The 13,248-nt window shown below is 67.7% G+C and carries 14 protein-coding genes and 1 pseudogene; 8 read left to right on the top strand and 7 right to left on the bottom strand.

Annotated elements, in window-relative coordinates; translation table 11 throughout:
• Positions 1-114 precede the first annotated feature (114 nt).
• The 5 genes from J7E89_RS38785 to J7E89_RS38770 form a co-directional block, all read right to left on the bottom strand.
• Positions 115-723, bottom strand: a complete 609-nt coding sequence (locus J7E89_RS38785; protein WP_251061681.1) for a transposase — start codon at positions 721-723, stop codon at positions 115-117.
• Complete coding sequence (locus tag J7E89_RS38780) at positions 720-1,259, bottom strand: winged helix-turn-helix domain-containing protein (protein ID WP_214980983.1); 540 nt, start codon at positions 1,257-1,259, stop codon at positions 720-722. Before J7E89_RS38780 ends, J7E89_RS38785 begins: the two co-directional genes overlap by 4 nt.
• 79 nt (positions 1,260-1,338) lie before the next feature.
• Positions 1,339-1,575 (bottom strand): DUF6087 family protein, encoded by a 237-nt coding sequence (locus J7E89_RS41585; protein ID WP_308315748.1) that lies wholly within the window; start codon positions 1,573-1,575, stop codon positions 1,339-1,341.
• A gap of 106 nt (positions 1,576-1,681) precedes the next feature.
• Positions 1,682-2,497, bottom strand: coding sequence for a class I SAM-dependent methyltransferase (locus J7E89_RS38775; RefSeq protein WP_214980982.1), 816 nt, complete (start codon positions 2,495-2,497; stop codon positions 1,682-1,684).
• Complete coding sequence (locus J7E89_RS38770; protein ID WP_214980981.1) at positions 2,494-3,789, bottom strand: helix-turn-helix transcriptional regulator; 1,296 nt, start codon at positions 3,787-3,789, stop codon at positions 2,494-2,496. The genes J7E89_RS38775 and J7E89_RS38770 overlap by 4 nt, the downstream gene beginning before the upstream one ends.
• A 248-nt stretch (positions 3,790-4,037) precedes the next feature.
• Between J7E89_RS38770 and J7E89_RS38765 the strand changes: the two genes are divergently transcribed.
• The 6 genes from J7E89_RS38765 to J7E89_RS38740 all read left to right on the top strand — a co-directional run bounded on the left by J7E89_RS38765 (position 4,038) and on the right by J7E89_RS38740 (position 8,709).
• On the top strand, positions 4,038-4,175 hold the full coding sequence (locus J7E89_RS38765; protein WP_214980980.1) for a hypothetical protein: 138 nt from the start codon (positions 4,038-4,040) through the stop codon (positions 4,173-4,175).
• 11 nt (positions 4,176-4,186) lie between these two features.
• Entirely contained in the window at positions 4,187-5,374 is a 1,188-nt protein-coding gene (locus J7E89_RS38760; RefSeq protein WP_214980978.1) for a cupin domain-containing protein, read from the top strand.
• Positions 5,375-5,382: 8 nt separating this feature from the next.
• Positions 5,383-6,267 (top strand): aldo/keto reductase, encoded by an 885-nt coding sequence (locus tag J7E89_RS38755; protein ID WP_251061679.1) that lies wholly within the window; start codon positions 5,383-5,385, stop codon positions 6,265-6,267.
• On the top strand, positions 6,251-7,090 hold the full coding sequence (locus J7E89_RS38750) for a hypothetical protein (protein ID WP_214980973.1): 840 nt from the start codon (positions 6,251-6,253) through the stop codon (positions 7,088-7,090). The genes J7E89_RS38755 and J7E89_RS38750 overlap by 17 nt, the downstream gene beginning before the upstream one ends.
• A 104-nt stretch (positions 7,091-7,194) precedes the next feature.
• On the top strand, positions 7,195-7,710 hold the full coding sequence (locus J7E89_RS38745; RefSeq protein WP_214980971.1) for an ATP-binding protein: 516 nt from the start codon (positions 7,195-7,197) through the stop codon (positions 7,708-7,710).
• Between the two features lie 198 nt (positions 7,711-7,908).
• Entirely contained in the window at positions 7,909-8,709 is an 801-nt protein-coding gene (locus tag J7E89_RS38740) for a hypothetical protein (RefSeq protein ID WP_214980969.1), read from the top strand.
• 94 nt (positions 8,710-8,803) lie between these two features.
• Here J7E89_RS38740 and J7E89_RS41580 read toward each other — a convergent pair whose 3' ends face one another.
• Both J7E89_RS41580 and J7E89_RS42575 read right to left on the bottom strand, forming a co-directional pair.
• A complete protein-coding gene (locus J7E89_RS41580) occupies positions 8,804-9,250 on the bottom strand; it encodes a hypothetical protein (RefSeq protein WP_251061678.1) in 447 nt (148 codons plus the stop codon).
• 177 nt (positions 9,251-9,427) lie between these two features.
• A pseudogene (locus J7E89_RS42575) lies at positions 9,428-9,628 on the bottom strand (J domain-containing protein); the annotation flags it as partial.
• Positions 9,629-10,286: 658 nt separating this feature from the next.
• Here J7E89_RS42575 and J7E89_RS38730 point away from each other — a divergent pair.
• The gene (locus J7E89_RS38730) at positions 10,287-10,592 is read left to right on the top strand and encodes an Lsr2 family protein (RefSeq protein WP_251061677.1); all 306 of its coding nucleotides are present in this window, start codon (positions 10,287-10,289) and stop codon (positions 10,590-10,592) included.
• Between the two features lie 251 nt (positions 10,593-10,843).
• Entirely contained in the window at positions 10,844-12,922 is a 2,079-nt protein-coding gene (locus tag J7E89_RS38725) for a SpoIIE family protein phosphatase (RefSeq protein WP_214980965.1), read from the top strand.
• Positions 12,923-13,248: the final 326 nt, after the last annotated feature.

The following is a 13,248-nucleotide window of genomic DNA, read 5'->3' as shown; positions in this document are numbered from 1 at the left end:
CCGACCAGGCCAAGTCCCTAGACACCATCCCGGCCAGCACCGCGTTCACCGTGCCGCCCGTCCTATTCGCGAAGATCACGCTCTTGCCGTGGCCAGGGGAAGCCAAAAAGCCAACTACAGTTGACCAGGGAGGGCATTCGGGAATGGACTTGCTTGCGGTTTAACGCCGCGTACTACCTGAGGTTGTAGGCGTGGTGTCGTGAGTTTGAGTCTGGTCTCGGTGAGGCATCCGTCGATGATGTCGCTGCGGTATTGGATTCTTCGGAGGCCGTGTCGTAGTGCGCGAACGAGGTGGTCGGGGTCGGTGAAGGCGGTATTGGCCTGGCTGCTGCGGCGGAGCAGGGACCAGATGCCCTCGACGGGGTTGAGGTCGGGTGCGTAGGGCGGCAGGTGGTAGGCGGTGATCCAGTCCTGAGCGTCGATGAAGGCACGCATCCGGTGGTCTTTGTGGACGTTCAGGTTGTCCCAGATGAGGACGATGGGGCCGCCGAGTTGCTGGTGGGCGGCGATCAGGAGGTCGCGGTAGTCGGTCCAGGTGAAGCTGCGCCGGCCGCCGCGTTTGTGGTCCTGATGCCGTCTGGACCGGTAGATCAGGCGGGAGCGTTCGCCGGGTTTGTAGCAGGTCAGGGCTGCGATGGAGAAGCGGCGTTGGGAGCGTCCGCGGACCCGGAGGACGGGTGTGTGTCCGCGTTTGGCCCAGGTCCGTGAGGTCGGCGGCGTCATCGAGAATCCCGCTTCGTCTTCAAAGACGATCCAGGCTCCGAGCGCCGCCGCGGTGCTTCCACCAGCGGCCACGTCTCCTTCACCCAGCCGGCCACCGCTTCCTCGTCACGCTCGAGTGCGCGGCGGGCGGGAACCTGGTGGCTCCAGCCGTGCCGTCTGAGCATCTGCGAGATCCCGGACAGCGTCATGCTCTTGTGGAATCTGCGGCCGATGAGCGTTTTGATCCGTGCCAGGGTCCACCTCTGATCCGGCCAGCCATGCGCGACCGGCCCCTTGGCCAGCTCCTCCTCCAGCACGGCGAATAACGTCTCGCTCAGCTTCGGACGGCAAGCAGGGCCTTGTGAACACAGAGCCCGCTGCCCGCCTTCCCGCCAGGCCCGCCGCCATCGCTGAACCGACCGCACGCTGACGCGTAACTCCTTCGCGATTACAGCATCGCTCAGCCCATCGGCGAACATGCCGGCCGCTTCCATTCGAATCCGCTCGCGGAAAGCTTGCCTCTCCGCGGTCAGACCCCCACCCTGCGGATACCTCATCCTTCTCACATACCGCGACGATCACCAACTGTCAGCCCCCTACGACACCACGCCAACAAGCTCAGTAGTTGCTGACTCGTCAGCTTTGACTGCCGGGATGGTCAGAGTCGAATTCTTCCGCCCACGCCCGCGCTGCCGCTAGGTTCGGAGCAGTGCCTACCGGTTGATACTCAAAACCGTCCCACTCCTCCAGGACACGGGGCTCGTCCGGCCGGAGATGACTGGCTCCACCGCCGAGTGGCCGATGCCGCCGGGCCTGGTCCAGCGGCGGTCGACGCCGCTTGTAGTAAGCCGCCAGCGGGTCGTTTGCGTCCACCGATGGCACGGCCCGGGAGGGCTGATTCGAGGGTCCTGGTCGGCTGTGCTTGCCCAATGCCTCTTCCTGGTTCTCTTCAGCGCCCGCGAGCGCGTGATGCGTGCCCCTACCTACAGCCGACGAGGATGCCGCCCAGGCACCGGATGTGGAATGCGCGGTTGTCCTGGATGATGCGTTCCGCCAGCTGCTCAGCCCGCTGGACTGTCTCCACGAATGGCACGCCCAGCTGTTCGGCCCAGGCTTCGTACGAGGCCAGATGAGCCACAATCGGGGCGGGATCGGTCAGCTCAATGACGCCGGGCAGCTCGTGGACCTGGATGTCATCGAAGGCCGCGCCCAGCAGCTCGGAGGCCTGCTCCAGCGAGAACCGAGCGCTCAAGGAGACTCGGGCCGGCCCTTCGGCTACGCCCAGCACGTCACCAGCGGCCCGTCGCCACAGCTGATCCAGCTCCCGCTTGTCGGTGTCGCTGTTGGTCGAGGCCACCAGCACGCCGCCCGGCTTCAGTACGCGGGCCAGTTCAGTGACCGTGGCTGGGATGTCCCGGACGTGGTACAGCATGTGCAGCGCCAGGACGGCGTCGGCACAGCCGTCGGCAAAGGGCAAGGCTTGGGCGTCGGCCACCAAGACCGGTCCCGGTACGTCGGCCAGGATGCCGGCCGAGATGTCGGTCCCAATCACGTCCAGGTCGGGTCGGTCCTGCCGCAGCCGACGGACGAACTTGCCGTTGCCGCAGCCCACGTCCAGCACCCGGCCGGTGGTGCCTTGCAGCTGCTCGACGACCAGGCCCGGCAGGTCGTACTGCGGCTGCTGCCAGCGGTAGATCGACTGGCGGGCAGCCAGATGGCGCTCATCGCCGTAGGCGCTGCTGGCCAACAGCTTGACGTCGGTCACGGCGGCATTCTGCTGGTCAGTGTTGCTCACTGGGCGGGCTCCGGAAGGTTGGTGAGGGCAGGGCGGCGGCGCGCCTCCTGAAGGTTGTCTCGCAGGCTACGGGCCGAGACCGACCTCGCGTAGGCCGGTTGGGCAAGAAGGTCACCAAAGGCGTGCAAGCGGCTGGAGATGCTGGCGGTCCGTCGCTCCGGGGCAGCCTCCAGCACCACCATCAGCTTGTCCCGCGCCCCGTCCAGGTCACCACCGGCCAGGTGAGCCGTGGCGAGGTCGAGGTGTGAGGCCAGCAGATCGCCGGAGGACTGATCGCGCTCGGGGGCCGATTGGTACAGCGTGATGGCCTGTGACGAGGCTGCAATGGCTCGGCTGACGTGCTGGCGGCTGCCGAGCGCCAGCAGGGCGGTCCCGGCGTAGGCCCATTGTTTGGCTTCGGGGAAGGTGAAGACCCCCGGCAGCTCCGCAAGAGCCAGTGGCCTCTGCCGGGCGTCCTGGGCCGATTGGACGGCTCGAAGCGTGCCCGCCTGGTCCCCGCAGGCGGCGCTCGCCCGAGCTTCCAGACTGAGCAGTCGTGACCGGATGGTGCCGCCATCGGCGTAGCGCAGGCCATCACGGGCCAGGTCGGCGGCCTGGCAGTAATCCTGTTGCCAATAGGCGATCAAGGACTGAATCGACCGAACCCAGGCTTGCAGCTCGTTGTGGCCAGCGGATTCGGCGCAGCTCCAGGCGGTTCGGGCGTGCGTCGAGGCGGCCCGAAACTGGCCCAGGTCGAGGGCCACGTGCGTCGCCAGCCCACAGAGCCGTCCAGCTGCCAGATACAAGTGACCGGTCTGGTAGGGGCGTTGGCGGCCTTCCAGGAGTCGGAACACCATCCGACGTAGGCCGCTGATCTCTCGAAACAGGGTGGCCACGGGTTGACTAACGTAGTCGGCTGCCAGTCGGGCGATGTCAGCGTCCAGCTGCTCCAGGACCAGATCGTCCACGTTGGTCTGCGAGACGAAGCTCAGAAACAGCGCTGAGTCGGCCGCGTCGGCCCCGACCGCTTCCGTCAGGCTGGCCATAGCGGAGGAGGCGGCCACGGGGATAGCGGCCGGCGTGACAGCGACGGTCTGCTCGGACGGACCTGCGGCCAGAAGATCGCTCAGCTCATCCAGGGAAACCTGGAGGGTCTGCGCCAGCTTGGGCCGCATCCAGACTTGAGGCTCCCCGCGGCCGCTCTCCCAGCGACCAATGGTGGTCCGGTCGACGCCGAGGGCTTCCGCCAAGGTCTCCTGGGTGTGACCGACCGCCTTGCGACGCTGGATGAACCGCGTTCGCTTGCCTGCCATCGGCTGCCGCCCCTAAAAGCTCGCGCCAAAAACGTCTGTCGCGACATTGGGCCAGGCCACGGCCCGCAACGCGACATGGATGCGTCACTGGTACCTCAATCTTGCGCTGTTCCGAGCTCAAGGGAAGCGCTTTGGTGGAGCCCGTCCTTCCTTTCGCGCCGCATCTGACGCGAGCGGCAGGCACCGCACATCCACCCGTGGGGCCATGGCCATTGGCCTGGTACCGCCTGACGTGCAAGGAGAGTTCCATGCCTGACTACCGCAGTAGCAGCGAGACCGAGGGCGACGGTCTGCTGATCGCCCGGTCCAAGGTGGCGGCGGCCCGATCGCGGGCCGAGCAGCCGTCGGACGGTGGCGGCACCGGCCGCAGCGACGGCAACGACTAACGGGCCGAGCCATGACCACTGAGACCTTCTCGGTGGCGGAGCGCCTGGGTGGGGAGAGTTTTCTCGCCCAGGCCTTCGGCCGCCGCTACCAGGTTGCCCGCGGGGAAGCCGCGTCACTGACTGGTCTAGTGAGCTGGGATGACCTCAACGCCGTCCTGGCTCACCACCGGCTGGAGGCTCCGCGCTTGCGGTTGGCCGCCGGTGGCGAGCCCCTCGCGCCTCACGCCTACTCCCGGCCGGTTGTCACCCGTCGCCGTACCGTCTGGCAGCGGCTCCAGCCGACCGCGCTGCACCAGCAGTTGGCCGACGGAGCCACCCTGGTCCTGGATGCCGTGGATGAGCTCCATGACGGCGCGGGACAGCTGGCGGCTGAGCTGGAGCGCTGGCTCCGCACGGCCGTGCAAATCAATCTGTACGCGTCGTGGACCAGCACCGAAGGCTTCGGCGTCCACTGGGATGACCACGACGTGATCGTGGTGCAGGTGGACGGCGCCAAGCGCTGGCGGCTGTACGGCCCGACTCGGACCGCTCCGATGCACTGTGATGTTTACGTGCCGGAGGAGCCACCAGCAGAGCCGATGGCCGACCTCGTGCTGACGGCTGGTGACGTCTTGTACCTGCCCCGCGGCTGGTGGCACGCCGTGGCGGCGTCCGAGGGTCAGCCCTCGCTGCATCTGACCTGCGGCCTCCAGTCCACCACCGGGGCCGACCTCATTAGCTGGCTGTCCGAGACGCTGCGGTCTCACGAGCTGGTTCGGTCCGACCTGCCACGGTTCGGCACGGCCGAGGATCAGGCCAGCTTCGTCGAGCAGCTGCGCCAGCTGGTGACGGCCGAGCTGGAGTCGGCCGACCTGATCCAGCGCTTCAGCGAGCACCGGGACGCCACCGAGCAGGCCCGGCTGATGCCGTCGCTGCCGTACGTGGCCGCCATACCGCCGGACCTCGACCTGTCGGTCCAGCTGGTGGTGGCGCGCCCGGCGCTCCAAGCCACGCCGGAGGGGACGGTCCGCCTGACGGCTGGCGGCGAGCAGTGGGTCTTCTCGGCCAAGGCTCTGCCCCTGCTGGGCTTGCTGGTCCGCGGCGACCGGCATCGCCTGGGCGACCTGGCCGACGCCGCCCAGCTGACTCTGGCCCAGGCGGCCGGGGTCGTGACGGAACTGGTCAACGGCGAAGTGGCCGCAGCGGGTGGTACCGGATGAGCGCGAGCTTGGGCCTGGGGATCTACCGCTGTCGCGATGTCGCCCGAGCCGCGGCCATGGCGGCCGCTGCTGGCGCTGACTGGATCGACACCGCCCCGAACTACGCCCAGGGCCAAGCCGAACGGGCACTGGCTCCGGTCTTGGCTCGGCAACCGGAGCTGAAGATGTCGACCAAGGTCGGTTTCCTGGCTCCCGGCAGTCGCGGCCTGGCCTTGCGAGCGGGCGTCGTCGCGCCGGGCACGGCCGAAGCTGGCCACTGCCTGTCGCCCCGCTACGTCGGCTGGCAGGTGGAACGCAGCCGCCGGGTGCTTGGCCGTGTCCCAGAGGTGACGTTCATCCACAACCCGGAGCACGGCTGTCGTCGCGAGGCCATGACGGACCGGTTGTACCTGGCTTTCCTCACCCTGGAAGAGGCCTGCCAGGCTGGCCTGATCCGCGGCTACGGCGTCGCCACCTGGAGCGGCTTCAGTAGTGGTCTGTTCGATGTGCCGCTGCTGGTGGAGCTGGCGGTCAAGGCCGGTGGTCCTCGTCACCACCTGCGGGCCATCCAGCTGCCGTTGTCGGTCGTCAACCTGTCGCCCATCGCCCAAGCGCTCGACGGGGTGGGGGTACTGGCCGACGCCCAGGCGGCCGAGCTGGAGGTGTTTGCCTCCGCCCCGCTGCATGGTGGGGCGGTGCCGGACCTGGTCACGCCGGAGCTGGCCGAGCTGATCCGGCCGGGCAGTAGCCCGGCCGAGGCTGGGCTGGCGGTGGTCGCCTCCACGCCAGGCGTCCGGCGGGTGCTGGTGTCGACCGACAACCCGCAACACTGGTCGGAGGCCACCACGGTCATCGGTCAGCCGGCCCTGCCTCTGGACACCCTGCGAAAGGTCACGGATGTACTCGGTACCTGAGCCGGAGGTGGCGGAGCGGATGCGGGCAGCCCATGGCCTGGCGGCGACCAAGCTGGCGGTCACGGCCGTCGCACCGGCCGAAGCCTGGGGCTGGCGCGGTCGCACCTTGAGCCGCCGCGTTCAGACGTCGTCCGGTCCGGGCTGGCTGCGGCTGGTCCACGCTCCGGCCGCTAAGGCTGGCGGCAAGCTGTGGGAGGGACCGCAGGCGGCCGAGGCCGCCATGCCGCGAACCCTGCCGCGGCCTCGTCTGAAGGATCATCTGACCTGGACGGCCGGGCCCGACGGGTACCTGGCTGAGCTGTACGAGGTCGTCGGTGAGCCGACCATCACGGCGGACGAGCCGATCCTGCGTACGGCCCCGAAGCTGGATGACGGCTGGTGGGCGACGCTACGCCGGTCCCTGGACACCATTGCCCGTGTCCCGACCGACCGGGTGTCAATCCGCCAGGCGTATCTGGATCGGGCTATGCCTCAGTACCTCGGTGAGGCGGTCGACACAAAGGTGCCGGCCTGGTCCACCGCCCACGGCGACCTGCATTGGGCCGACCTGACCGGTCCCACCCTGACCATCTTGGACTGGGAGGGGTGGGGCGTGGCCCCAGCTGGTTATGACGCCGCCATGCTCCACGCCTTCAGCCTGCTCGTGCCGGAAGTGAGCGCGCTGGTCCGGCTCCACCTGAACCACATCCTCGACACTCCGGCCGGCCGTTTCTCCGAACTGGTCGTCATCACGGAGCTGCTGCAAACGATCAGTCGGGGCGACAGCCTCGATCTTGAAGTCCCCCTGCGCCAACGCGCCGCCGTGCTCTTGAACCACGGCTGATCGTCCGGCTAACCCCCAAAGCTGCACAGCATCACGCCCGGCAGGCGCTGGTGCCGATTGCCCCCGCCCTCATACGTCACTCCCTATCTGGGAGGCACTTCACCGTGTCGCAAGTTCGTCCTGCCCTGAGTCAGCTGGCCCTGGCCGATACCCCCAACGCCGCCGCCTGGGCTCGCCGCCGCACCGTCGATGTCTTGCGCCACTGGCACGTGCCGCCGGACCACATCGAGACGGCCCGCCTGATCGTGTCCGAGCTGGCCACCAACGCCATCCAACATCCCCAGCCGTCGGCAGCCGGATCACCTGAGCCGCGAACCCTCACCGTGACGCTGCGGCTGCTGGGGCCACGGCTGGTGATCTATGTCGGTGACCATGACCGCCGACCACCAATCCTGCGGGCGGCCGGGGCGGCAGCGACGAGCGGACGCGGGTTACTGCTGGTCGAGATGATGAGCCACCGCTGGGGTTACTACCACCCACCGGCCTCGGGAAAAGTCGTCTGGGCGGAACTGGCGCTCGACGCAGCCTCACGGGTCATGCCGGACGCAGGAGAGTCCGGCCCGGTAGCGGGTGACCCCCTGCTAATGGGGCAGGTCTTGGTGGGGCTGCGGGAGCTATAACGCGCTCCATCCGTTGGCCGGACCGCCAGTTCGTCGCCTACCACCCAACGCAGCAGGCAGCGGTTGTGTGAGTGGGTTGGTCGTGGCCTGTGTGAGGAGGCGCGCCATCGCCTGGCCACCGCAGCTGATCGCAGGACCGGTGCAGGCTTTGTGGTGAAACGGTCGTCTGCCAGCGGTGGGCACGGCACACTCGGGTCTGTGACGACAGCCGACATCGAAGGCCTGGACCAGCTTGAACGTGCCGTCTTGGACGAAGATACGTCCCTGGCCACTGCTCTTCGACAGTTTCTTCTCATAGCTGGCCACGCCCACCACGAGGAACTTCGCGTCTGGGCGCTGAAGCAACTGGCAGGGTACGAGAACGACGAAGAGCTACCTCGGTTCCGGGAGGTCGCCGCGCCGCTCGAGGTAACCCTGGAGCCGAGCGTCCCGGGGCAGAGAAGAGTAGAAGACACTCGACAGATCAGCCCGCATCAGGTCCCCCAAGCTGTGCGGGATCGCGGCCTTGGAGAGTACGCACCGATCCGATACGGAGTCAGGGAGATCGAGGCTCTGATCGCCATGGGGTGGCCGGTGGAGATTAGCCTGCCGGGTGCAGCCGAGTATATGGAGCAGGTGACGAATGAGCTCGGCAACGGCTCCACTGTCTTATCCCTGCATTGGAGAGTTCCGGTAACGACGCTCCGGCAAGTCCTCGATCACATCAGAACCCGCCTCACACAATTTGTCGCAGAGGTGAGAGCCGTCATGCCAGCAGGTCAACGGCACCCGAGCCGCGCTCAGATCGGATCGGCCGCACGGCAGACCTTCAGCTTCACAGGAGGTGACAACGGAACCACTACAATCAACATCGCTTCGGGCGGCGGCACGGCGACCGTCAACGAGCCCCTGCCTGCATCCCCCCAACCCTGGTGGCACCGCAGCTCGGTCATCTGGAGCGCGACCGCAGCCTTGGCAACCATCGCCGGTGTCATCGCCACCGTGGCCGTGGCGAAGTGAGGCTAACTGAGAAATAAGCGGTCTACTGGGGCCGGTTATAGAGCACTATGGGCTGACAACCGGTCAGGGTTGGACCCAGCAGCTGCGGAACACCTCAATCGCACCGCCGCGCGTCGAGATGCTCAATCCAGTCCGTGAGGAAGGCCAGCCGCTGCCCGCGCTCGGCCAGGTGGTCCAGCTGCGGCCGGCGCTCGAACAGCGCCTCCAATGGTTTCCATCCCGCCTGCTTGTTGAGCAGGACCTCGACGTACTCGTACCGCCCATAGGTCCAGCCCTCTCGGACGAGACCAGGCTGAACGTTGGCGCGCTCCCAGTACGGGAACTTGGGCGTCCGCCAGACCACATACCCGTCTTGCTGGCTCGGGTCGGCCACGGACCAGATAACCTCACTGGCCTGCGTCCCTGACCCCGGCTTGGCCTGGAAGTAGGAGACAGCCCGGCCGTCATCGCTGCTCTCGGAGCAGTACGGCTCCGCCCGGTCGCCATCCGGCAATGACAGCCCCAGCAGATGAACACTGGCGAGCGCCAAGCCAACGGCCATGACCAACGCCCCGACCAGGAGGCCCCAACCGACGCGTTGACGTGGCGGTACTCGTTGGGCTGGCGGCGGTGAGGGGGACGGTTGCGGTCGCGGCGGCGGTTGGGGATGCGGGGTGGTCGGCGGCGCCTCGGCTGACTGTCGCGGCTGACCCAACCGTCGCTCCCGGTCGTAGGCCCGCCGCCTGGCTTCATCGCTCAAGGTCTCAAAAGCCAGATTGAGCCGGGTCATCTCCTCGTGGGCCGCGGCGTGCTCCTCCGGTGGCCGGCGATCTGAGTGGGTCCGCCGCAGCTGCTGCCGGTAGGCCCGGCGGATGTCGGCGGGCGGCGCGTCTGGGGCCACGTCCAGCACAGCATAAAAGTCAGGCGAGCAATCGTTCATCTGCGCCCCATTTACACGGTCGGGCGCTTAACCGTAGAGCGGGTCAGCCAAGCTTGGAAGACTTCCAGTTTGTTGCCAACTAACCGGCGCTTCGGCCAGTTCTATTGGTAACGAATAGGACCTCTTTCGCGGGCTGAAATGCCGCCGTACGGTAAAAGCCGTTTCCGTGAGGTACACCCACCGTGGGAGTCATCATGTCGAACCGGCCGTTGTTTCCGCCCCTGGCTGCCGCTCTGCTGGGCCTGACCCTGTTGAGCGGCGTGGCGGCCTGCGGGTCGGACAGCCCGCCAACGAAGCCACCCAAGCCGACCAGCTCGTCGTCCGCGCCGTTTACGGTCAACCCGACGGTGCCCGAGTGGCCCCGTCGGCCACAGCCGGGCGACAAGCCAATAGCCGTCCCCACCAGCGACACCGAACGAGCCTGCCTCAAGGTTTTGACGAGCTACATGTGGACGCGGATTTACGACGAACGAAAGTACCCCATCCCGGAATGTGAGCCAGTCCCATTTAAGCGGTACGTCCTACTTGAACGGCAGGCGGTTCGGAACGCAGAGCTGGGAATCCGGTAACCGGCAGCCGATCCGACGAGTAGACTTTTCGCAAACAAATGGAAAGGGCCTGCTCACCATGGTTCAGCGCACTATCACCATCTACACCGATGACCTCACGGGAAACAGAAGGGGACGACGTCGCTACTCATACGTTCAGCGTCGATGGGGTCAACTACGAGATTGACCTGGGCCACGACGGCTACCAGCAGCTGCTCGACGCCCTGGGGCCGTTCATGGGAGCTGGCCGGAAGGCCGGGGGCACGTTGCGGCGGGCTGGCGGTAAGCGCATCCAGGCCGGCAAGAGTCAGGACGCCAAGAAGGTCCGCGAGTGGGCCCAGGAGCAGGGCATCGAGGTCAGCAGCCGCGGTCGCATCCCGGCCGACCTGATGGAGCGGTACGAAGCCGCCCACTGATGTTGTGGCGGGCGTGCAGGCAGCCCATTTCCCCGCCGGTCAGTGTCAGGACGTAGTCCGGTCGCCCGGTGGAACCGGGCTGAGACCGCTGCGGTGCATTCGAGCCTGTTGGCGACTGAACGGCAAAAAGCTGCGCCGATTCACACAGGGCGCGGGGCCACTGGTGCGGGGCGACGATAGAAGAGACCAGGTCGCCCCGCTGAAGAAAGTGGCATCACCACCGGGCCGACGGGTGGAAGGAGCGGCGGGCCATGGGTACTGATGGGTTCCAGGCCGATCTTGGCCCCGCTGAACGTACAGAACTGGGGCCGTCGCAGCCGGGCGGGCTGCTCGATGTGCTGGGCGTGGCGGCGGGGGTGCTGGATACGGACGGGCGGATCGTGTTCTGGAGCCCGCAGGCCCAGGCATTGCTGGGTTACAGCGCCGAGGAAGCACTCGGCCAGTTCGCGGCCCACTTGCTGGTGGCGGATGAGCACGTCGACCGCGTGCTTCATTTGTTTGCTCAGGTGATGGAGGGCGAAGGGACCTGGGCGGGCGTCTTCCCCGTGCGGCACAAGGACGGCGGTACGCGGCTGCTGGAATTCCGCAATATGCGGCTGCAGGACGACCGCGGTGATCTGTACGCCCTGGGGCTGGCCACCGACCAGGCAACGTTGCGGCGGGTGGAGCGGGACCTGGCGCTGTCCGTGCGGCTCGTCGACCAGTCGCCGATCGGGCTTGCCGTCCTGGACACCGACCTGCGGTATGTGATGGTCAACCCGGCGCTGGAGCGGATCAACGGCCTACCTGCCGAGGAGCACCTTGGTCGGAGCGTGCGGCAAGCGCTGCCCTTCCTGGACGCCGACAGCGTCGAGTCCGGGATGCGCCGGGTCCTGGTCACCGGCGTACCGCTGCTGGACCAGTACACCGTGGGCCGCACCCAGGCCGACCCCGACACCGAGCACGCCTGGTCGGTCTCCTACTACCGCCTGGAAGACCCTGGTGGAACGGTGCTGGGCGTGGGCACCTCGGCGGTCGATGTCACCGACCGGCACCGTGCAGCCCTGGATGCGGACCGGGCCCGGCATCGGCTGGCCGTGGTTGCTGACGCCTCGGTGCGCATCGGCACCACGCTGGATCTTGAGCGGACCTGCCGCGAGCTGGCCGATGTCGCCGTGCCCGAGCTGGCCGACATGGCGGCCGTGGACGTTCTCGACTCCGCCCTGGCCGGCCACCGCACCACCGCCCCCGCTCACGGACCGGCGCTCTTTCGCGCCTTGGCCGTAGCCGCCGCCTACCCCACCGAGGCCGCAAGCGCCGCTGACCCTCCCGGCGAAGTAGCTCGCTACGACGCCGACCGCCTGGTCACTCGGGCCGTCAACACGAGCCGTCCCGTCATGGTGCCCCACGTGGGCGAGGCCGATCTTTCCCTCATCGCCCGCGACCCCCGAGCCGCGGCACTGATGGCCCGGGCAGGCGTCCACTCCTACCTCGCTGTGCCCTTGATCGCGCGCGGTGAAGTCATCGGTGCCCTGGATCTCGTACGCGCCCGCAACCCGCAGCCCTTCACCGAGGACGACGCCACCCTGGCCTCCGAGCTGGCTGCCCGCGCCGCCGTCTGTATCGACAACGCTCGCTGGTACCAGCAACAGCGCGACACCGCCCTCACCCTCCAGCGCAGCCTCCTGCCCGACCCACCCCCGCACCTGTTCGGCCTGGAAGTCGCCTCCCGCTACCAGCCGGCCAGCGCCGCCAGCGAGGTCGGCGGCGACTGGTACGACATCCTCCCCCTCACCGGCGACAGGACCGCGCTCATCGTCGGCGACGTCATGGGCAGCGGCATCAAGGCCGCCACCACCATGGGACGGCTGCGCACCGCCACCCAGACCCTCGCCGGACTCGGCCTTGAGCCCACCCAGGTGCTTCGCAACCTGGACCGGATCACCGCCGGACTGGACCCCTACTTCGCCACCTGTACCTACGCGCTGTACGACCCCCACAGTGCCCAGTGCCACATCTCCACCGCCGGACACCTGCCACCCGTCCGGATGCGGCCCGGCCACGCCCCCGAACTGCTCGACCTGCCCACCGGCGCCCCGCTGGGCGTTGGCGGTGTCCCCTTCCGCACCACCGCCATCGACCTGGACCCCGGCGACCAACTCGTTCTCTACACAGACGGCCTGGTCGAAACCCGTGACCAGGACATCGACACCCGCCTGGACGCCCTCCTCACCCTCCTCGACGGCCCACAGCGCGCCCTCGAATACACCTGCGACCACCTCCTGGCCGCGCTGCGACAACCCGACGACCACGACGACGTCGCCCTACTCATCGCCCGCATCCGCCGCTGATCGCAGCCGCGGGAGCCACCACGCGCCCCGCGTAGGAGCCGGCCGGGCACACGGGCAGGGAGATCCTGTCGACCAGAGGCCACCATCCGCGCACGCCCGGGGCCAGTCGAGTTCGGCGGCTGCGTTGAGTTCGGGTGAACAAGATGCGGTGCAACTGGTCGATGACTCCGGGTTTCTGCCACCGGTCGAACCACCGCCTGAACACGTCGCCTCATCGAGCCTCACGAGATGCGCCGCACCGCCACCAGGGCGACAATTGAAAATTGTAATCGCGGATAGCGGAGTCCACCTGATCACGGCCACATGGCCTAGAAGGCTCGTGAAGA

The sequence above is a fragment of the Streptomyces sp. ISL-100 genome (assembly GCF_018614615.1).
In the GTDB taxonomy this organism is placed as follows: Bacteria; Actinomycetota; Actinomycetes; order Streptomycetales; family Streptomycetaceae; genus Streptomyces.
Note: the sequence above shows the minus strand (reverse complement) of the source record. Positions and strands in the feature narration are given on the sequence as shown.